Origin of the sequence: Streptomyces sp. NPDC101132 (assembly GCF_044759225.1) — a bacterium.
Taxonomy (GTDB): Bacteria; Actinomycetota; Actinomycetes; order Streptomycetales; family Streptomycetaceae; genus Streptomyces.
In genome coordinates this window covers 53871-73949 of record NZ_JBIVYX010000006.1, presented here as the reverse complement: position 1 = coordinate 73949, position 20079 = coordinate 53871, and the positions used below count along the sequence as shown (strand labels likewise).

Below are 20079 nucleotides of genomic sequence, written 5' to 3'. Positions count from 1 at the left end.
GGGGTCAGTGCCCGCCCTGCTCCTGGAGGCGCTTGAAGGAGCGCTCGATCTCGGCCTCGGCCTCGGTGCGGCCGACCCAGTTGGCGCCCTCGACGGACTTGCCGGGCTCCAGGTCCTTGTAGACCTCGAAGAAGTGCTGGATCTCCAGGCGGTCGAACTCGGAGATGTGGTGGATGTCGCGCAGGTGCTCGACCCGCGGGTCCGAGGCCGGCACGCAGAGCAGCTTGTCGTCGCCGCCCGCCTCGTCCGTCATGCGGAACATGCCGATGGCACGGCACTTGATCAGGCAGCCGGGGAAGGTCGGCTCGTCCAGGATGACCAGGGCGTCCAGCGGGTCGCCGTCCTCGCCGAGGGTGTTCTCGACGAAGCCGTAGTCGGTCGGGTAGCTGGTCGAGGTGAAGAGGCGACGGTCCAGACGGATCCGGCCGGTCTCGTGGTCCACCTCGTACTTGTTCCGCGAACCCTTCGGGATCTCGATGGTGACGTCGAACTCCACGTCCTGCTCCTCCATGATCACGTTGCTTCGAGTGACAGCGCGTCCACCCGGGGGCCGGGGTGCCATGCTCGCGGCAAGACGCAGTGGTTAAGTGTCCCTCACGCAGTCGTGTGATCGCGAAAGGGGCTGGTCCGAGGTGCCGCTGACAAGGACGTGGCAGCTCGCCGCGGGGTCGGCCGTGGCGGGCCTCGCCCTGGCGGTCGGCGCCGTTGCCGCGGCCGGGCCCTGGGACTCGGGCCAGCGTAAGGCCGAGCGGGACCGGGCAGCGGCCCAGGGCCGCACGGGTGGCGCAGATCACGGCCTCCCGGCCGGTCCCGGCAGGGGCCCGGCGGGCCTCCCGGAGCCCGTGGCGGCGCCCAGCGCGCCCGGGGTGCTGCCGGGCCTCGGTACCGCCGCGGTCACCCCGGCCAAGGCGACCGCGCTCGCGAAGGCGCTGGCCCCGCTGCTCGGCGACGCCGGGCTGGGGACCACCCGTACCGCCTGCGTCGTGGACGTGGCCACCGGTCGGGTGCTGTACGGGTCCGACGAGGCGCGCCCCATGACCCCCGCCTCCACCACCAAGATCGCGACCGCGCTGGCGGTCCTCGCGGCCCGGGGCGCCGAGTACCGCATCGAGACCCGGGTGCTCGCCGACCCCGACGCCCGCCGCGTCGTCCTGGTCGGCGGCGGCGACCCGACCCTGACCGCCCGCACCCCCCGCGGCGCGGGCGGACCGGCCGCCGGCACCCCCGGTGCCCCGCCGGCCCCCTCCGCCGCCCCGGCCCGTCCCACTCCGGCCGCCGGCACCCCCGCCCCCGTCTCCTCCCGCCCCCTGGTCCCGGCACCCGGCCCCGCCGCGCCCCCGGCCGCCCTGCGCGCCGCCGGCGGCCCCGGCGCCACCGGCGGCAGCCTCGTCGAGCTGGCCGACCAGACCGCCCGGCAGCTCAGGGCCCGCGGCGTGACCTCCGTACGGGTGGACTACGACGCGGCCCTCTACTCGGGACCCGCCACCCACCCCATCGGCGCCGGCAACGAGAACATCGCCCCGGTGAGCGCCCTGATGGCCGACGAGGGCCGGCTGGACGGCTCCGCGGCCGGCCCCGCCCCCCGCGCCCAGGACCCGGCGGCCGCCGCCGCCCGCACGTTCGCCGGTCTGCTCGGCGACCGCGGCGTACGCGTGACCGCCGGCCCCGCACCCGGCCGACCCGCCCCCAAGGCCGCCCCGGTGGCCGCCACCGCGTCCGCGCCCCTCTCCGTACTGGTCGAGCGCATGCTGACCGAAAGCGACAACGACCTGGCCGAGGCGCTGGCCCGGCAGACCGCCCTCGCCGCCGGACAGCCCGCCAGCTTCGCGGGCGCCGAGCGCGCCGTCACCGCCCAGCTGCGCGCCCTCGGCGTCGACCTGCGCGGCGCCCGCTTCGCCGACGGCAGCGGCCTCAGCCGGCACGACCGGGTCAGCGCCGCCCAGCTCACCGGCCTGCTCGCCCGCGCGGCCGACCCGGCCCGCGCCGAACTGCGGCCGGTGCTCACCGGCCTCCCGGTGGCCGGCTTCACCGGCACCCTGCGTGCCCGCAACGCCGACGGCTCCCCGGCCGCCGGACTGCTCCGCGCCAAGACCGGCACGCTCAAGGGCGTCAACTCCCTGGCCGGCACCGTGGTCGACCCGTCCGGACGCCTGCTGGCCTTCGCGTTCCTCGCCGACGGCACGCCCGGTCCCGGCGCCGCCCAGCCCGCCCTCGACCGCCTCGCCGCGGCCGTCGCCACCACGACGCAGTGAGGCCGCACCCCTCTACGGATGGCCGTTCGTCCACGTACGGTTGACGTATGACGAGCATCGGTGGTGCGGAGATGGTCGACTGGAACCTCGCGGTCTCGACCGCGACCCGGCTGGTCCGGCCCGGCCCTGAGGTCACCCGGGACGAGGCGCGGGCCGTCGTGGCCGAGCTGCGGCGGCACGCCAAGGCGGCCGAGGCGCACGTGCGCGGCTTCGTGCGGATGATGCCCGAGGACGCGCCGGTGGAGGACACCCCCGTGCTCGTCGTGGACCGCGCGGGCTGGGCCAAGGCCAACGTGGCCGGCTTCCGGGAACTGCTGAAACCGCTGCTCGACAAGATGCAGGAGCGCCGCGGCAGCACCGGAGGCGTGCTCGGCACCGTCGGCGGCAAGGTCACCGGCGTCGAGCTGGGCATGCTGCTCAGCTTCCTGGCGTCCCGCGTCCTCGGTCAGTACGAGACCTTCGCCCCCGTCAGCCGCGACCTGCCCGGCTCGGCCGCCGGCGGCGGACGGCTGCTGCTGGTCGCGCCCAACATCGTCCACGTGGAGCGGGAGCTGGACGTCGCCCCGCACGACTTCCGCCTCTGGGTGTGCCTGCACGAGGAGACCCACCGCACCCAGTTCACCGCCGTGCCCTGGCTGCGGGACCACCTCGAAGGCGAGATCCAGGCCTTCCTCGGCGCCACCGAAATGGACCCCTCCACCGTCCTGGAGCGGCTCCGCGAAGCGGCCCAGGCCTTCGCCGGCGCCCGACCCGAAGACGAGGCGGCGGACGGCAGCCGCTCGCTCGTCGAGGTCGTCCAGACCCCCGAGCAGCGCGAGATCCTCGGCCGCCTCACCGCCGTGATGTCCCTGCTCGAAGGCCACGCCGACTTCGTCATGGACGGCGTCGGGCCCGAGGTGGTGCCCTCCGTCGCGGAGATCCGCGAGAAGTTCCAGAAGCGCCGGGCCAGCGGCGCCGGCCGGCTCGACGCGGCGCTGCGCAGGCTCCTCGGGCTCGACGCCAAGCTCCGCCAGTACCGCGACGGCGAACGCTTCGTGAGCGCCGTCGTGAACCAGGTCGGCATGGACGGCTTCAACCGCGTCTGGACCTCCCCGAACACCCTCCCCACCAAGGCGGAGATCGCCAGCCCGTCCGACTGGGTCCAGCGGGTGCACCGTAAGGCGAGTGAACCGGAGTGACGCAAAGCGACCACTGATGTCTCCCAGAGCGGCTCAGCATCACCCATCCGAGGGACCGTGAGCCGTGGATAGGCGTGCGATGCTCAGGGAACGGCTCGGCTCTGTCACCATCGACGCACTCTGAGTGACGTCCCGGTCTCCGGGTCCAGGCTCCGGACCCCGACTCCGGGCCCACTCCCGAGCGCACCACCCGAGCACCACCCCGAGGCATCCCAACTCCACCGAAGGGCACCGGACATGGGTCCCCATCCTGCGGTCGCGGCGATACGCCTGGCGGTCCGCCGCGTACTCCACGACGTCCTCACCGACCACGAGCAGCGCCACCCCGGCGCCACGGGCGCCACCCGCCCCCTGGTGCTCGTCGCCTGCTCCGGCGGCGCCGACTCCATGGCACTCGCCTCCGCACTCGCCTTCGAGGCCCCCAAGCTCTCCGTCCGCGCCGGCGGCATCACCGTCGACCACGGGCTCCAGCCCGGCTCGGACCTGCGCGCGGCCGAGGTCGTCACCCGACTGACCGCGCTCCGCCTCGACCCGGTCGAATCCGTCGCCGTCCGCGTGGGCCGGGACGGCGGACCCGAGGCCGCCGCCCGCGACGCCCGGTACGCCGCCCTCGACGAGGCCGCCGAGCGGCTCGGCGCCGCCGCCGTCCTGCTCGGCCACACCCGCGACGACCAGGCGGAAACGGTGCTGCTCGGCCTCGCCCGCGGCTCCGGCATCCGCTCCCTGTCCGGAATGGCCGAGAAGTCCGCCGGCACTGGATCGGGCGCCGTCGGCCGCTACCGCCGCCCCTTCCTCAACATCGACCGGCAGACCGCCCGCAAGGCCTGCATGGTCCAGTCCCTCCCCGTCTGGGACGACCCCCACAACGCGGACCCCGCGTACACCCGCTCCCGGCTGCGCCACGAGGGCCTGCCCGCCCTTGAGAAGGCCCTCGGCAAGGGCGTCGTGGAAGCGCTCGCCCGCACCGCCCAGCTCTCCCGGGACGACGCCGACGCCCTCGACTCCTGGGCCGCCCAGGCCGACACGTCCGTACGCGACGACGCCGGCCAGCTGGAGTGCGCGAAGCTCTACGCCCTGCCCCCGGCCGTACGCCGCCGGGTGCTGCGCAGGGCGGTCGTCGCGGCCGGTTCCCCCGCCGGATCGCTCTTCGCCCGTCACATCGAGGAAGTCGACCGGCTGATCACCGGATGGCGCGGTCAGGGAGCCATCAACCTGCCCGGCCGCGTCGAGGCCCGGCGGCAGGGTGGCAGACTTGTCATCCGGCAGGGCTGAAGCACGGCTGAGTCCTCCGGGGCCTCCCCGGAACCCCGGCCGACAACGAAAGTGATACGGGTGGACGAGAAGGACATGGGCAGCGACCTCGCGTCGGTGCTCATCACCAAGGAAGAGATCGACGCGAAGCTGGCCGAGCTGGCCGCGAAGATCGACGCGGAGTACGCGGGCAAGGACCTGCTCATCGTCGGTGTCCTCAAGGGCGCCGTGATGGTGATGGCGGACCTGGCACGCGCCTTGTCCACCCCGCTCACCATGGACTGGATGGCCGTCTCCTCGTACGGCGCGGGCACGCAGTCCTCGGGCGTGGTCCGGATCCTCAAGGACCTGGACACCGACATCAAGGGCAAGCACGTCCTGATCGTCGAGGACATCATCGACTCGGGCCTGACGCTGTCCTGGCTGCTGTCGAACCTCGGCTCGCGCGAGCCGGCCTCCCTCGAGGTCGTCACGCTGCTCCGCAAGCCCGACGCGGCCAAGGTCGCGATCGACGTGAAGTGGGTCGGCTTCGACATCCCGAACGAGTTCGTCGTGGGCTACGGCCTCGACTACGCGGAGAAGTACCGCAACCTCCCGTTCGTGGGCACGCTCGCCCCGCACGTCTACGGCGGCTGACGGCCACGCTGCACGACACCCCGGCGGCTCCGCGCCGCCGGGGAACCCCTCCCGCGTTCCCGCCGTTGGAGCATGCGAAGGCGGATTTGTCAGCCGTCCCATCAGGCCACGGGTGACAATGCTGGGGTACCTTCCGAAGAACAGTCTTTACTCACAGCAGCATTTACCTACGGGCAGGAGGGACGGGGCGATCACCGCCCCGTATGGATGGACGTGAAGCGAATCTTCCGTGGGCCGGTCATGTGGATCGTGCTGGCCGTCCTCGCCGTGGTCGTGTTGATGAATGTCGTCGGCTCGGGTGGCGGCTACAAGTCGGTGGACACCAGCAAGGTTCTGAGCGCGATCAGCCAGAACCAGGTCAAGCAGGCGAGCCTGACCACCGGCGACTCTCAGATGATCAAGATCGAGCTGAAGGACGGCCAGAAGCTCGACGACGAGAGCGGCAGCAAGTTCCAGGCCAACTACATCGGGGACCAGGGCGTCCAGATCGCCCAGGACCTCCAGACCAAGTCCGACGGGGGCCAGATCCCCGACGGTTACTCCGTCACGCCGGACAAGACCAACCCGTTCCTGGGCGTGCTGCTCTCCCTGCTGCCGTTCGTCCTCATCGTCGTGGTCTTCCTGTTCCTGATGAACCAGATGCAGGGCGGCGGATCCCGGGTGATGAACTTCGGGAAGTCCAAGGCCAAGCTGATCACCAAGGACACCCCGAAGACCACCTTCGCCGACGTGGCGGGGTCCGACGAGGCGGTCGAGGAACTCCACGAGATCAAGGAGTTCCTGCAGGAGCCGGCCAAGTTCCAGGCCGTCGGCGCCAAGATCCCCAAGGGCGTGCTGCTCTACGGCCCGCCCGGCACCGGCAAGACCCTGCTGGCGCGCGCCGTCGCGGGCGAGGCGGGCGTCCCGTTCTACTCGATCTCGGGTTCCGACTTCGTCGAGATGTTCGTCGGTGTCGGCGCCTCCCGGGTCCGTGACCTCTTCGAGCAGGCCAAGGCGAACGCCCCGGCGATCGTCTTCGTCGACGAGATCGACGCCGTCGGCCGTCACCGCGGTGCCGGTCTCGGCGGTGGCCACGACGAGCGCGAGCAGACCCTCAACCAGCTCCTCGTCGAGATGGACGGCTTCGACGTGAAGGGCGGCGTCATCCTGATCGCCGCCACGAACCGGCCCGACATCCTCGACCCGGCACTGCTCCGCCCGGGCCGCTTCGACCGGCAGATCGCGGTCGACCGCCCCGACATGCAGGGCCGCCTGGAGATCCTCAAGGTCCACCAGAAGGGCAAGCCGGTCGCCCCGGACGTCGACCTCGCGGCCGTCGCCCGGCGCACCCCCGGCTTCACCGGTGCGGACCTGTCCAACGTCCTGAACGAGGCCGCGCTCCTCACGGCCCGCTCGGACAAGAAGCTCATCGACAACCACATGCTGGACGAGGCGATCGACCGCGTCGTGGCGGGCCCGCAGAAGCGGACCCGGATCATGTCCGACAAGGAGAAGAAGATCACCGCGTACCACGAGGGCGGACACGCCCTGGTCGCGGCGGCCTCCCCGAACTCCGACCCGGTCCACAAGATCACGATCCTGTCCCGCGGCCGGGCACTGGGCTACACCATGGTCCTGCCCGACGAGGACAAGTACTCCACGACGCGCAACGAGATGCTCGACCAGCTGGCGTACATGCTGGGCGGCCGCGCGGCCGAGGAGCTGGTCTTCCACGACCCGACCACCGGCGCCGCGAACGACATCGAGAAGGCCACCGCCACGGCCCGCGCGATGGTCACGCAGTACGGCATGACGGAGCGCCTCGGCGCGATCAAGTTCGGCGGCGACAACACCGAGCCGTTCCTGGGCCGCGAGATGGCGCACCAGCGCGACTACTCGGAAGAGGTCGCGGCGCTGGTCGACGAAGAGGTCAAGAAGCTCATCGAGACCGCGCACAACGAGGCCTGGGAGATCCTCGTCGAGAACCGCGACGTCCTCGACAACCTGGTCCTCGCGCTGCTGGAGAAGGAGACGCTGGGCAAGGAGGAGATCGCCGAGATCTTCTCGACCATCGTCAAGCGCCCGGCCCGCCCCGCGTGGACCGGCTCCTCCCGCCGCACCCCGTCGACCCGCCCGCCGGTGCTCTCTCCCAAGGAGCTCCAGCTGACGAACTCGGCGAACGGCACCTCGACCGGCACCGTCTCCACGGAGAAGGGCATCGAGGTGGCTCCGGAGGACCGCCCCGAGGCGTGACCTCCGCCCCCGGAATGGATGCCGCGCCCCACCAGGTTCTAGCCTGGTGGGGCGCGGCATTTTCGTATGCCCGTGTGACGTAGACAGGAACGAGGCACAGATGACCGACCCAGTGACCCTGGACGGCGAGGGCACGATCGGCGAGTTCGACGAGAAGCGCGCCGAGGCCGCCGTGCGCGAGCTGCTCATCGCGGTCGGCGAGGACCCGGACCGCGAAGGCCTCCTGGAGACCCCGGCCCGCGTGGCGCGTGCGTACCGGGAGATCCTGGCCGGCCTGTGGCAGCGGCCGGAGGACGTCCTGACGACGACGTTCGACCTCGGGCACGACGAGATGGTCCTGGTGAAGGACATCGAGATCGTGAGTTTGTGCGAGCACCACCTGCTCCCGTTCCACGGTGTCGCCCATGTGGGCTACATCCCGGCCGAGAGCGGCAAGATCACCGGGCTGTCGAAGCTGGCGCGCCTCGTCGAGGTCTACGCCCGCCGTCCGCAGGTGCAGGAGCGCCTGACCACGCAGGTCGCGGACTCCCTGATGGAGATCCTCGAGGCGCGTGGCGCGATCGTCGTCATCGAGGCCGAGCACATGTGCATGTCGGTCCGCGGCATCCGCAAGCCGGGCGCCAAGACCACCACCTCGGCCGTCCGCGGCCAGCTCCGCGACCCCGCCACCCGCAACGAGGCGATGAGCCTGATAATGGCGCGCTAGCCGGATCGTCGGCCCTGCCGCGACGCCGCCCCTGACCGGAACATTCCGGTCAGGGGCGGCGTCGTGGCGGATCGGTGACGGACGCCCCCTCGGCCGGGTGGACCGGTCAGGGGTCAGGCCCGGGCGGCGGCCTTGTCGTCGTCGTTGTCGTCCGGGAGGCGGCAGACGCGCTCCAGGAAGAGGGCGGCGGCGATGACGGCGGCGCCGGCGAGGACGGCGAAGCCCGCGTAGATGGCCTGGTCGCGGCGGGCGGGGACCTCCAGGGCCTCGGTGGCCAGGAAGAGGCCCACGCCGCCGTACAGGCCGCTGACGACCGCCGAGACCAGCGCGCTGGCCTGGCCGAAGACCACCGCGCGGGCCGCCATCAGGGGCTCGACGCCCTTGGCGCCGGGCCGCCGCTCGCGCTGGGCCTTCAGCCGGGCGCGCAGCGAGAGGGCGGTCGCCAGCAGGACCACGGCGATCACGGCGAGCACGATGGGTGCCGCGAGGGGCACGCCGGGCAGGCTGCCGTACGCGTTCCAGAGCTTCGCGGCGGACCAGGCCAGGACCACGGCGATCACGAAGATCCCGGCCAGGACCTTGAGCCTCAGTTGCTTCACGTTGCCGTTCCCCGCTTTCCGCTCCTCCGGCAGTCCACAGGCTAACGACTATTCGGGCAGGCGCAGTTCCAGGTCGGCGCGCGGCGCGACGCCGGCGGTGCCGAGTGCGGTCAGCAGGGCGGCCACCGGGCCGTGGCCGGGGATCTGGGCCGCCGGGTCCATGTCGTGCCAGGGGGCCAGCACGAAGGCGCGCTGGTGGGCCCGCGGGTGCGGGAGGGTGAGGACCGGGTCCTCGGAGAGCACGTCGGCGTAACTGATGATGTCGACGTCGATGGTGCGGGGGCCCCAGCGCTCCTCGCGGACCCGGTCGAAGGCCTCTTCGATGGCCTGCCCGCGCTCCAGCAGGGAGCTGGGCGGCAGGGTGGTCTTGAGGATCACGACGGCGTTGAGGTACGAGGGCTGGGTGCCGGGGTCGACGCCCCAGGGCTCGGTCTCGTAGACGGGGGAGACGGCCTTGACCCGGACGCCGGGGGTGTCGCCGAGGGCGTCGATCGCGCCCTGGAGGGTGTCCAGGCGGTTGCCGAGGTTGGAGCCGAGGGCGACGACGGCGAGTTTGGGGTTGGACAGCGTCACGTCCGCCGCGTCGACGGTCTCCACCACGGAGGCGGGCACGGGCTGGACGGTGGGATCGCTCTGGGCGTGGTTCATCCGCGGCTCCGGGTGATGGTGATGGTCACGTCGTCGAAGGGGACCGTGATCGGCGCGTCCGGCTTGTGGACGACGACCTCGACCTCGGCGACCGCCTCGTGCTTCAGGCACTGCTGGGCGATCCGCTCGGCGAGGGTCTCGATCAGGTCGACGGGCTCGCCCTGGACCACGTCGACGACCTCCTCGGCCACCACGCCGTAGTGGACGGTCTTCGCCAGGTCGTCGTCGGCCGCCGCGGGGCGGGTGTCGATGTGCAGCACCAGGTCGACGATGAAGGTCTGGCCTTCCTCGCGCTCCCGGGGGAAGACGCCATGGTGCCCGCGGGCCTTGAGGCCGCGCAGCGCGACACGATCCACGCGAATCACTCCTGCTTTTCGTAGGTTCTTCCGGCCCCGGGACTGCCCGGGACCTTGGGCCTACGCCGAGTGCGGTCGGCGTCGTCCTCCTTCGAATCTACCTGCGAAGGACGGCACCGCTTGCCCATGGGGGTCAGGAGGGGTCGTTTTCCTCGTCTTCTTCGGACTCGGTGAGTACGGGAGAGGCGTGGTGGGACCACACGCGCCACCCCTCGGGTGTGCGTCGGAACACATTCGTCGCGACGACGAGCTGGCCGACGAGCGGGCCGAGCTCGCCGCCGTCCTCGGCCGGGCCGCCGCTGAGGATGTTCTCGGTGCAGGTGACCACGGCGGTGTCGCCGATCACGGTGACCTTGGTGTCGGTCAGGAAGAACTGGATGTACTCCGTGTTGGCCATGATCAGCGCGTACGAGCGGAGCACCTCGCCGCGGCCGCTGAGGGCGGGCCAGCCGGGGTGGACGCAGGAGATCTCGTCGTCCAGCCAGAGGGCGGACAGGCCGTCGAAGTCGCCGCGTTCCATCGCCTCGTAGAAGGCCGTGTTGGCCTGCTCGACGGCGTCGATGTCGGACTGGGGACGGGTCACCGGGCGGCGCCCTCGACGGCGCGGGCGACGCGGACGGCGTCGGCGGTGGCCCGTACCTCGTGGACGCGGACGGCCCAGGCGCCTTCGTGGGCGGCGATGGCGGAGACGGCGGCGGTGGCGGCGTCGCGTTCGCGGGCGGGCGGCGGGGCGGCGCCGTCGGCGCCGGCCAGCACCCGGCCGAGGAAGCGCTTGCGGGAGGCGGCGACCAGGACGGGCCGGCCGAGGGCCCGCAGCTCGCGGAGGTGGGCGACCAGGGCGAGGTCGTGTTCCGCCTGCTTGGCGAAGCCGAGGCCGGGGTCGACGACCAGGCGTTCGGGGGCGATGCCGCCGTCGACGACGGCGTCCATGCGGGCGCGGAGCTCGGCGGTGACCTCGGCGACCACGTCGTCGTAGACGGCGCGGCTGTTCATGTCCTCGCTGAAGCCGCGCCAGTGCATGACGACGAAGGGGACGCCGGTGTCGGCGACGGCGGGGATCATGCGCGGGTCGGCGAGGCCGCCGCTGACGTCGTTGACCAGGACGGCGCCGGCCGCGACGGCGCGTTCGGCGACCGCCGCGCGCATGGTGTCGACGGAGACGGTGACGCCTTCGGAGGCGAGGCCGCGGACCACGGGCACGACCCGGCGCAGCTCTTCGTCGGCGTCGACGCGGGTGGCGCCGGGCCGGGTGGATTCGCCGCCGACGTCGACGAGGTCGGCGCCCTGGGCGACGAGGTCGAGGCCGCGCTTGACGGCGGCGGTGGTGTCGAACCAGCGGCCGCCGTCGGAGAAGGAGTCGGGGGTGACGTTGACGACCCCCATGACCGCACAGCGGTCCCACTCGGGCAGGCCGGTGACCCGGCCCCTGGCGTCCGCTCCCGGCAACGTGTTCATGGCATCAAGGGTAGGGCCGTCGGGGTGGCCCCACGCAGCCCGGACCTCGCGCCGGCGCCGTACGCGCGTCCCGTTCACGCAGCCTGGACCTCGCACTCCTCGGCGGTCCGGGTACGGGCCGTCCTGGCCGGCACGGGGTTTCCGGCGGCCGGTGCCGGGGCGGCGGTCAGGTGCTGGCAGGGCCGCGGCTGACGCGCGGGGCGGCGGCGGGGGAAGAGCCGGGGCAGGGCGAGGGTGACGAAGCCCTCGGCCTGCATGGCGGCGAAACCGATGCGGGGCAGGTCGCGGGTGGTGCGGAAGACGACGAAGCGGGGCTCCCAGCGGGGGCGGAACTTCGCGTTGAACTTGTACAGCGACTCGATCTGGAACCAGCGGGAGAGGAACACCAGCAGGCCGCGCCACATGCGCAGCACCGGGCCGGCGCCGATCTTCTCGCCGCGGGCGAGCGCGGAGCGGAACATCGCGAAGTTCAGCGAGACCCGCTCGATGCCGAGCTGGGGCGCCGCGGCGAGGGCGGCGACGATCAGCAGCTCGTTCATGCCGGGGTCGGCGGAGCGGTCGCGGCGCATCAGCTCGAGCGACATGCCGTCCTGGCCCCAGGGGACGAAGTGCTGGATGGCCTTGAGGTCGCCGTAGGGGCTGGTGTCGCCCTCTTCGGTGCGGTGGGCGGTGACGATGACGCAGTCGCCGTCACCGGGGTCGCCGACCCGGCCCAGTGCCATGGAGAAGCCGCGCTCGGTGTCGGTGCCGCGCCAGGCCTCGGCGGCGCCGCGGACGGCGGTCAGCTCGTCCTCGGTCAGTTCGGCGACCCGGCGCACTTTGGTCGTGTAGCCGTTGCGTTCGATGCGCTTGACCATCTGGCGGACGTTGCGCATGGCGCGGCCGCCGAGGGAGAAGTCCTTGACGTCGACGATGGCCTCGTCGCCGAGCTCCAGGGCGTCCAGGCCGGTCTCGCGGGTCCAGACCTCGCCGCCGGTCTCGCTGCAGCCCATGACGGCGGGGGTCCAGGAGTGGGCGCGGGCCTCCTCCATGAAGCGCTCGATGGCGCCGGGCCAGGCCTCGACGTCGCCGATGGGGTCGCCGGAGGCGAGCATCACGCCGGAGACGACGCGGTAGGTGACGGCGGCCTTGCCGCTGGGGGAGAAGACGACGGCCTTGTCGCGGCGGAGGGCGAAGTGGCCGAGGGAGTCGCGGCCGCCGTGCCGGGCGAGCAGCTCGCGCAGCCGGGACTCGTCGTCCTCGGTGAGGCGGGCGGCCGGGTGCTCGGGGCGGAAGGCGAGGTAGATGGTGGTGAGGGCGGTCAGCATGCCGAGGGCGCCGAGGGAGTAGCCGACGGTCCAGCTCACCCGTCCGGCGTAGGCGACGGGGCCTTCGATGCCGAAGAGGCCGTAGACGACGTGGGCGAGCTGCTCGGCGATGCCGGGGTCGCCGATCACGCGGCGCGGGTGCGAGTTGACGATGACCAGGCCGAGGCCGATGGACCCGGCGCTCATCAGCACGAAGTTGGCCAGTGCCTTCCAGCGGCTGCGGGGGTCGGGCAGGGCGTCGAATTCACTCCGGTGCCGCAGCAGCAGCGCGAGGAGCGCGGCGGCGATCAGGACGCCGATGACGGAGTGCCGGTACGTGAACTGCGCCACGGCGCCGGCCGGCAGCAGCACGACGGCGGCCCGCCAGGCGCGGCGCTTGCGCCGCTTGAGCCCGTGGGCGAGGAGCAGCAGCAGCACGCCGGCGCTGATCGCGAGGGCCGCGGCGAAGGGGCCGAGGGCGCCGGGGAGCACCTCGGCGACGGCGTGGACGCGGCTGTGCCGGAACCGCGGGAAGACGCCCGCGGCGATGTCGAGCAGACCCACGAGGGTGCAGGCCGCGCCGACGAGACGGGGTACGGACTCGGGACGTGGGCCGCGGAGGAAGCGGCGCACCTTGCTCGGAACCTGTCCCGACTTATCGCCATCTATCCTGCTAGACATCGCTTCCTGCAGCTCCGCGAGAGATCCTGTGACCGAAGGCCACGGCGGCTTCCGGACATGTGCGACCACTAGGACGGCACAGAGCGGGAGCGGGTTCACTGACGCAAGAAGAAAAAACTCGTCCCGCCTTCAGAAAGTCGCTGACTGCATCATGGGTCTCACCAGCAATACGGTTCTGGCGCTGGCCGTCGCCGCGGGAGTGCTGCTGTTCGCGGCGACCGTCTGGTTCTGGCCGCGGTTGTCGGGCCGCACGTGGCGTGCGGTGCTCGGCCGGGTGGCGCTGCTGCTCGCGACGCAGCTGGCGCTGTTCTCCGCTGTGGGGCTCGCGGCGAACAAGTCCTTCCTGTTCTACGGCTCGTGGGCCGATCTGCTCGGTCAGGAGACGGAGCCGGGGGTGGTCGTCGACCACTCGGCCGGCAGCAAGGACATCAAGGTCGTCGGTACGCAGAAGCTGGACGTGCCGGGCGGTGCCCGGCCGGCGGTCGGCGGCCAGATACAGAAGGTGGTCGTCGCCGGGGAGAAGTCGAAGATCACCAGCCCGGCGTACGTCTACCTGCCCCCCGAGTACTTCCAGCCGCAGTACGCGGGGAAGAACTTCCCCGCGTCGATCGTGCTGACCGGCTACCCGGGCACCGCGGAGAACCTGATCAAAGGGCTGAACTACCCGATGACGGCCTACAAGCAGGCCAAGGCGGGGAAGATGCAGCCGATGATCCTGGTGATGCTGCGGCCGACGGTGGCGCCGCCGCGGGACACCGAGTGCGTGGACATACCCGGTGGCCCGCAGACCGAGACCTTCTTCGCCAAGGACCTGCCCAAGGCCGTCACCGAGACGTACCGGGTGGGCAAGGAGGCCCGGAACATGGGCTTCATCGGCAATTCGACCGGCGGCTACTGCGCCCTGAAGATGGGCATCCACCACCCGGAGACCTTCGGTGCCGCCGCGGGCCTGTCCGCGTACTACAAGGCCGCCGAGGACCCGACGACCGGTGACCTCTTCCACGGCGACAAGGCCCTGCGGGCCCGGGCGAACCTGCTGACCAGCCTGAAGGCGAAGCAGCCCGCGAAGACCTCGTTCCTGGTGACCAGTTCGGAGACGGGCGAGGGGAACCTGGGCGACACGAAGAAGTTCATCGCGGACGTGAAGTCCCCCGACCGCGTCTCGTCGATCATCCTCGACAGCGGCGGCCACAACTTCAACACCTGGCGCCGCGAGATACCGCCGATGCTGGTGTGGATGAGCGGCCGCATCCAGGCCTGAGGCCCGCATCCAGGGCCGGGGCCCGGGCCCCGGCCCCGGTGTCCGGGCTTCAGGCGTCCGCCGAGGCCCGGCGCAGCGCGCGGTGCACCGACAGCGGGGTGAGTACGCCGACCAGCGCGCCCGAGCCGGGATCCGTGACCCCCACCCGCCCGGAGTCCTCCTGGAGCAGCAGGGCGAGCGCCTCCCGCAGCGAGGCGCCCAGGGGGATCCGTACGCCCGGAACGCCGTCGCCCGGGTCCGCGGGCTCCAGGTCGGCGCGCCCGACCGGGGTGACCGCCAGCCGCTTCAGGCCGCGGTCGGCGCCGACGAAGGAGGCCACGTACGGGGTGGCGGGGGAGCCCAGCACCTCGGCGGGGGCGGCGAACTGCTCGATGGTGCCCTGCCCGTAGACGGCGATCCGGTCGCCGAGCCGGACGGCCTCCTCCAGGTCGTGGGTGACGAGCAGGATCGTCTTGCGGACCGTGCGCTGGAGGGCGAGGAACTCGTTCTGGAGGCGCTCGCGGACCACCGGGTCCACCGCCCCGAAGGGCTCGTCCATGAGCAGCACCGGGGGGTCGGCGGCGAGGGCGCGGGCCACGCCGACGCGCTGGCGCTGGCCGCCGGAGAGCTGCTCGGGGTAGCGGGGGCCGTGCACCGCGGGGTCGAGGCCGACGAGTTCGAGGAGCTCGGCGGCGCGGGCGCGGGCCCGGTCCTTCTTCACGCCCAGCAGGTGCGGGACGGTGGCGGTGTTCTCCAGCACGGTCTTGTGCGGGAAGAGGCCGACCTGCTGGATGACGTAGCCGATGCGGCGGCGCAGTTCGACCGGGTCGGCGTCGGCGATGTCGTGGCCGTCGAGGAGGATCCGGCCCGAGCTGGGCTCGATGAGCCGGTTGACCATCTTCATCGTGGTGGTCTTCCCGCAGCCCGACGGGCCGACGAGGGTGACGAGTTCGCCTTCCGCCACCTCGAAGGAGAGGTCGTCGACGGCGGTGGTGCCGTCGTCGTACCGCTTGCTCACCTGCTCGAATCGGATCACGCGTGCCATCCTCGCGCATCCCGGACGGCCTCGTGTGAAGGGAGTGTTGCCCGCGTGCGAAGGATCGCGGGTGTTGTCGGTGACCGGGGTTATGGTCGGGAGACAGACGGGGGGTGAAGGGATGGCAGCGCCGAACTGCCTGGTCGCGAACGACTGGATCTGCTGGGAGTACGTCCGGTCGCGCAGCCAGGAGCTGACCGACGCCACGTTGCAGCACGTGTGGATCACGCTGGTCTCGGTGCTGATCGGGGTGGCCGTGTCCGTGCCCCTCGCGCTCCTCGCGCGGCGCGGGAGGCGGTGGGCGGCGCCGGTGCTGACCGTGACCACCCTGCTCTACACGGTGCCGTCGCTGGCGATGTTCTCGCTGCTGCTGCCGGTCTTCGGGCTGTCGGCGGCGCTCGTGGTGACCGGCCTGGTGCTGTACTCCCTGACGATCCTGGTGCGGAACGTGCTGGCGGGGCTGGAGGCCGTGCCGGAGGAGGTCCGGGAGGCCGCCCGCGGGATGGGGTACGGGCCGGGGCGGCTGCTGTGGCAGGTGGAACTCCCGCTGGCGCTGCCCGCCCTGCTGGCCGGAGTGCGCATCGCGACCGTCTCGACGGTGGCGCTGACCACGGTGGGCTCCATCGTCGGCCAGGGCGGTCTCGGCAACCTCATCGCGCCGGCCGTGCAGAGCTCGTTCAAGGCGCAGGTGCTGACCGCCTCGGTGCTGTGCGTGCTGCTGGCGCTGGCCGCCGATCTGCTGCTGCTCGGCGTGCAGCGGCTGGTGACGCCGTGGACCCGTGCGGCGAAGGGGGCCTGAGCGATGTCCGTACCCGCCGGGACCTGGCGGTGGCTGAGTGACCCCGGCCACTGGTCGGGGGACTCGGGCGTGTGGCACCGGCTGGCGGAGCACGTGTACGTCAGCGGGGTCGCCCTCGCGGTGGCCTGCGCGGTCGCGCTGCCCGTCGGCCTGTGGCTCGGCCACGTGGGCCGGGGCGGTTCGCTGGCCGCGCAGGTGTCCAACGTGGGCCGCGCGGTGCCGGTGTTCGCGGTGCTGGCGCTGTTCATGGTCTCCCCGCTGCGGAACGCCGGGTACCTCCCGACGATCACGGCGCTGGTGCTGTTCGCGGTGCCGCCCCTGCTGACGAACGCGTACGTGGGCGTGCGGGAGGTGGACCGGAGCGTGGTCGAGGCCGCCCGGGGCATGGGCATGTCCGGCGGGCAGGTGTTCCGGCGGGTCGAACTGCCGCTGGCCAGGCCGCTGGTGATGACGGGGCTGCGGTCCGCCGCCGTGCAGGTGGTGGCCACGGCCACCATCGCGGCCATGGTCGGCCAGGGCGGTCTCGGCCGGATCATCACCGCCGGCTTCACCACGTACGACACCCCGCAGGTCGTGGCGGGCGCGCTGCTCGTGGCCCTGCTGGCCCTGGTCGTCGAGGGGGTGCTGGTGCTGGGCGACCGGCTGCTGTGGCCGGACCGCCGCCGCTGACTCGCGCCCGTGGCCCGTACCCCGTGGCCCTTGTCCCCAGACCCGTGTTCCCGCGCCTCCGCGGACCCCGCCGCCCCCGGCCTTCCGCTGTTCGTTCCCCTGCTGTGATCGGAGTCCTCATGTCCAAGACCACGCGCCTGCTCGGCGCCGCACTCGGGGTGCTGGCCCTGACCGGTTCGCTCGCCGCGTGCGGCGGCGAGAGCCTGGAGAAGAGCAAGGCGGGCGGCTCCTCGGCCCCGGCCGGCTCGGGCGGGAAGGGCTCGCTGGTCATCGGCGCGGCCGGGTTCACCGAGTCCAACGTGCTGGCCGAGCTCTACGCCCGGGTGCTGGAGGACGCCGGGTACGGCACCTCGATCAAGACGGTGAGCAACCGCGAGCTCTACGAGCCGGCCCTGGAGAAGGGCGAGATCGACGTCGTGCCGGAATACGCGGCCACGCTCGCCGAGTTCCTGAATGCCAAGGTGAACGGCCCGAAGGCACCCGAGGAGAAGCCGGTCGCGTCGAGTGACGTGGCGGCCACGGTGGCCGCCCTGGAGAAGCTCGCGGGCCCGCTGGGGCTGAAGGCCCTTCCGGCCGGCGGGGCGGTCGACCAGAACGCCTTCGCGGTGAGCGGGGAATTCGCCCGGAAGAACAACCTGAAGACCCTTTCGGACCTCGGCAGGTCGAAGCTGAAGGTGAAGATCGCGGCCGGTGACGAATGCGCGGTACGGCCCTTCTGCGCCGTGGGTCTGAAGGCCACATACGGAATCGATGTTTCCGGTATCGACCCCAAGGGAGTCGGTACCCCGCAGGCCAAGCAGGCCGTCAAGGACGGCGTTGACCAGCTGGTTCTCACCACGACCACCGACGCGACGCTGGACTCCTTCGGGCTGGTCCTGCTGGAGGACGACAAGAAGCTGCAGAATGCCGACAACGTCCTTCCGGTGGTGAATGCGAAGGATGCCGGAAGTCCCGAGATCGCCGCCGCCCTCGGGAAGTTGACCAAGGTCCTGACCACGGCGGATCTCGTGGAACTCAACCGCAAGGTCGACGCGGAGCGGGCGAAACCGGCCGATGTCGCCGAGGCGTACCTGACGGAGAAGGGGCTGATTGCGAAGTAGCCCTTCCGCTGAGGGGTAACCGCCTGGGAACAGATTGCCGGGCGGTTACCCCACGGCATGCCCACGCACTGTAAATTTCAGGCCATGCCACGTGGACGCCACCGCCATTCGCCGCCCCTGCACAGGCTGCTGACCCCCACGACAGTCGCCGGTGTGTCGCTCACGAGCGCCGCCGTCGCCTGGCTGCTGGCGGAACCGGTGGCCCTCCGCCTCCTGGTCGCCCTCACCTCGGCCGCCGGCGTGACCGGCGCCGTCGTGATGCGGAACTGGGACCGGGCCGCGGGCCGCCGCGTCGCCGAGCTGACCCGTGAGCGGGTGCGCGACGAGTGGCGCAGCGAGGACCGCATCGCGGAGCTGGAGTCCGAGCTGGAGGAGTCCCGCGCGGTACGGGCCCGGCTGGACGCCAAGCTGCGGGCCAAGCGGGTCGAACTGGCGGGCCTGCGCGGGGAGCACGCGGCCCTGCTGCGCCGCTACGCCACCGCGGAGACCGAGCGGGCCAGCGCCCTGGAGGGGCGCCGCCTGCTCGCCATCGAGGTCTCGGCCCCGGCGGGCGCCAAGGAACTGCCGGCCCCCTCCGAGGAGCGCACGGCAGCCGGGGCCCCGACCCCGGTGGGCTACGCCCGCGCGCACGCGGCGATGGCCGCGCTGGCCCGCAAGGCCGAGGCGCAGGCGAAGAAGCAGACCAGGGCGGTGGGCCCGGGCAGGATCCCGGCGGCGCTGCCCGCTCCGCGGCCCGGCGGCGGCAACGGCACCCGGCCCGGCACCGCGGCCACCGCGGGAGACGGGGCCGGCTCCGGCTCCGACGCCCCGGCCGCACCCGAGGGCGAGCACGCCCGCCCCGGCGCCCCGACGCTGCCCGAACGCCGCCGGCAGGCCGTGGTCGCCCCGTACGCGGGCTCCCGTACGGCCTCCCGCGTGGAGGGCGGCTTCGACTTCTTCGGCACCAAGACCGCGGCCCAGGCCAAGGCCGCCATCGAGGCCGTGCAGAACGAGGACCTGGCCGACGTGGTCGGCGCCGAGGCCCTCGCGGTCCACAAGGCGGAGTCGGCCGACCCGGAGTTCAAGCCGCGCGAGGCCGGGCACCGGGCCGTCGGCCAGGTCATCGACCTGACCGCGCACGACGAGACCGAGGCCATCGACGTCGGCGCCCTGCGCACGGCGATCTCCTAGGCCCCCGCCCGAAGCGCGGGGCCGGGCGCTGGAGTTCGGCCGCCGCACCCTCTCGGGCGTCCCCGTCGCCCGCCGCCCCGGCGGGCCGGACCCGCCTTAGCCCGTGTAGGTCCCGATCAGCCGGGCCAGGTGCTCGCCCGCCGTGTGCAGCGGCGCCTCGTCCCGGGTGACCTGGGCGGTCACCTCGGCGCCTTCGAGGGTGTTGATGACGGTCACGGCCAGCTGCCGGGCGTCGGCCTCGGCGATCCCGCCGGCGACCAGCCGCTCCGCCACGATGGCCTGCCAGTCGCGGAAGGCGCGGGCGCAGGCCTCCTGGATGTCCGGGAGCCGGTCCAGGGTCTCCAGCGCGGTGGCCGTCACCGGGCAGCCGTCCGCCCACTGCGAGGAGTGCAGGGCCCGCGCGAGCCGCGTGGCGACGGCCCGTACCGCCTCGGCCGGTTCCGTCTCCGACTCCAGACCCTCGCGGAGCAGCGCCGCGAACTCCTCGTTGCCGAACTGGACGGCGGCCACCGCCAGTTCCTGCTTGCCACCGGGGAAGAAGTGGTAGAGCGAGCCGAGGGTGGCCTCCGCCTCGCGCACGATCTGCTTGATCGGCGCGTTCTCGTACCCCTGGTGCTGCATCAGCCGTGATGCGGTCCTGACCAGGCGGTCCCGTGTCCCCAGTGTCATGGGCGCAGCGTACCCCATTCACTAAATAGAGCGTTCGCTCTAGAGCCTGTGCTACGGTCTGCCCCATGCTCTGGATAGAGCGTTCGTTCTAGTGGTGCTTCACGAGTGTCTCAAGG

Annotated in this window: 20 protein-coding genes; 11 read left to right on the top strand and 9 right to left on the bottom strand. The window is 72.4% G+C overall.

The annotated features are described in order from the left end of the window. Positions 1 to 4 precede the first annotated feature (4 nt). Entirely contained in the window at positions 5 to 496 is a 492-nt protein-coding gene (locus ACIQUR_RS15595) for an inorganic diphosphatase (RefSeq protein WP_125541818.1), read from the bottom strand. A 136-nt stretch (positions 497 to 632) separates the two neighbouring features. On the opposite strand from ACIQUR_RS15595, the gene dacB reads away from it, so the two are divergent. The 6 genes from dacB to folE all read left to right on the top strand — a co-directional run bounded on the left by dacB (position 633) and on the right by folE (position 8255). Further along, entirely contained in the window at positions 633 to 2252 is a 1620-nt protein-coding gene (gene dacB, locus ACIQUR_RS15590; protein ID WP_403664134.1) for a D-alanyl-D-alanine carboxypeptidase/D-alanyl-D-alanine-endopeptidase, read from the top strand. 47 nt (positions 2253 to 2299) lie between these two features. Continuing rightward, positions 2300 to 3430: a zinc-dependent metalloprotease gene (locus ACIQUR_RS15585; RefSeq protein WP_403664131.1), complete on the top strand. Its 1131-nt coding sequence runs from the start codon at positions 2300 to 2302 to the stop codon at positions 3428 to 3430. A 237-nt stretch (positions 3431 to 3667) separates the two neighbouring features. Next, positions 3668 to 4702 carry a tRNA lysidine(34) synthetase TilS gene (gene tilS, locus ACIQUR_RS15580; protein ID WP_403664128.1) on the top strand — a complete coding sequence of 345 codons (1035 nt, stop codon included), beginning with the start codon at positions 3668 to 3670 and terminating at the stop codon, positions 4700 to 4702. A gap of 75 nt (positions 4703 to 4777) precedes the next feature. Beyond that, positions 4778 to 5317 (top strand): hypoxanthine phosphoribosyltransferase, encoded by a 540-nt coding sequence (gene hpt / locus ACIQUR_RS15575; protein WP_389476676.1) that lies wholly within the window; start codon positions 4778 to 4780, stop codon positions 5315 to 5317. Between the two features lie 207 nt (positions 5318 to 5524). Beyond that, entirely contained in the window at positions 5525 to 7549 is a 2025-nt protein-coding gene (ftsH, locus tag ACIQUR_RS15570; RefSeq protein ID WP_403664125.1) for an ATP-dependent zinc metalloprotease FtsH, read from the top strand. A 100-nt stretch (positions 7550 to 7649) separates the two neighbouring features. Next, positions 7650 to 8255, top strand: a complete 606-nt coding sequence (folE, locus tag ACIQUR_RS15565) for a GTP cyclohydrolase I FolE (protein ID WP_399946729.1) — start codon at positions 7650 to 7652, stop codon at positions 8253 to 8255. A gap of 113 nt (positions 8256 to 8368) precedes the next feature. Here folE and ACIQUR_RS15560 read toward each other — a convergent pair whose 3' ends face one another. From ACIQUR_RS15560 to ACIQUR_RS15535, 6 genes are all read right to left on the bottom strand, one after another. After that, positions 8369 to 8854: a DUF3180 domain-containing protein gene (locus ACIQUR_RS15560; RefSeq protein ID WP_403664121.1), complete on the bottom strand. Its 486-nt coding sequence runs from the start codon at positions 8852 to 8854 to the stop codon at positions 8369 to 8371. Between the two features lie 48 nt (positions 8855 to 8902). Then, entirely contained in the window at positions 8903 to 9502 is a 600-nt protein-coding gene (gene folK, locus ACIQUR_RS15555) for a 2-amino-4-hydroxy-6-hydroxymethyldihydropteridine diphosphokinase (RefSeq protein WP_403664118.1), read from the bottom strand. Beyond that, positions 9499 to 9858 carry a dihydroneopterin aldolase gene (gene folB, locus ACIQUR_RS15550; RefSeq protein ID WP_399946721.1) on the bottom strand — a complete coding sequence of 120 codons (360 nt, stop codon included), beginning with the start codon at positions 9856 to 9858 and terminating at the stop codon, positions 9499 to 9501. Before folB ends, folK begins: the two co-directional genes overlap by 4 nt. Positions 9859 to 9991: 133 nt before the next feature. Further along, the gene (locus ACIQUR_RS15545) at positions 9992 to 10441 is read right to left on the bottom strand and encodes a nuclear transport factor 2 family protein (RefSeq protein ID WP_403664114.1); all 450 of its coding nucleotides are present in this window, start codon (positions 10439 to 10441) and stop codon (positions 9992 to 9994) included. Beyond that, positions 10438 to 11313 carry a dihydropteroate synthase gene (gene folP / locus ACIQUR_RS15540; RefSeq protein ID WP_403664111.1) on the bottom strand — a complete coding sequence of 292 codons (876 nt, stop codon included), beginning with the start codon at positions 11311 to 11313 and terminating at the stop codon, positions 10438 to 10440. Before folP ends, ACIQUR_RS15545 begins: the two co-directional genes overlap by 4 nt. Positions 11314 to 11387: 74 nt before the next feature. Further along, positions 11388 to 13280 carry a phosphatidylglycerol lysyltransferase domain-containing protein gene (locus tag ACIQUR_RS15535; RefSeq protein ID WP_403664108.1) on the bottom strand — a complete coding sequence of 631 codons (1893 nt, stop codon included), beginning with the start codon at positions 13278 to 13280 and terminating at the stop codon, positions 11388 to 11390. 151 nt (positions 13281 to 13431) lie between these two features. On the opposite strand from ACIQUR_RS15535, the gene ACIQUR_RS15530 reads away from it, so the two are divergent. After that, positions 13432 to 14541: an alpha/beta hydrolase gene (locus tag ACIQUR_RS15530; protein WP_403664105.1), complete on the top strand. Its 1110-nt coding sequence runs from the start codon at positions 13432 to 13434 to the stop codon at positions 14539 to 14541. A 49-nt stretch (positions 14542 to 14590) separates the two neighbouring features. On the opposite strand, the gene ACIQUR_RS15525 is transcribed toward ACIQUR_RS15530, so the two are convergent. Then, entirely contained in the window at positions 14591 to 15556 is a 966-nt protein-coding gene (locus tag ACIQUR_RS15525) for an ABC transporter ATP-binding protein (RefSeq protein WP_403664102.1), read from the bottom strand. A 121-nt stretch (positions 15557 to 15677) separates the two neighbouring features. Between ACIQUR_RS15525 and ACIQUR_RS15520 the strand changes: the two genes are divergently transcribed. The 4 genes from ACIQUR_RS15520 (at position 15678) to ACIQUR_RS15505 (ending at position 19294) form a co-directional block, all read left to right on the top strand. Beyond that, entirely contained in the window at positions 15678 to 16355 is a 678-nt protein-coding gene (locus ACIQUR_RS15520; protein WP_403664099.1) for an ABC transporter permease, read from the top strand. A gap of 3 nt (positions 16356 to 16358) precedes the next feature. Then, positions 16359 to 17024: an ABC transporter permease gene (locus tag ACIQUR_RS15515; RefSeq protein ID WP_403664097.1), complete on the top strand. Its 666-nt coding sequence runs from the start codon at positions 16359 to 16361 to the stop codon at positions 17022 to 17024. Positions 17025 to 17143: 119 nt separating this feature from the next. After that, entirely contained in the window at positions 17144 to 18124 is a 981-nt protein-coding gene (locus ACIQUR_RS15510) for an ABC transporter substrate-binding protein (protein WP_403664094.1), read from the top strand. Positions 18125 to 18277: 153 nt separating this feature from the next. Continuing rightward, positions 18278 to 19294, top strand: coding sequence for a hypothetical protein (locus ACIQUR_RS15505; protein ID WP_403664091.1), 1017 nt, complete (start codon positions 18278 to 18280; stop codon positions 19292 to 19294). A 96-nt stretch (positions 19295 to 19390) separates the two neighbouring features. On the opposite strand, the gene ACIQUR_RS15500 is transcribed toward ACIQUR_RS15505, so the two are convergent. Further along, entirely contained in the window at positions 19391 to 19963 is a 573-nt protein-coding gene (locus ACIQUR_RS15500; protein ID WP_403664088.1) for a TetR/AcrR family transcriptional regulator, read from the bottom strand. Positions 19964 to 20079: the final 116 nt, after the last annotated feature.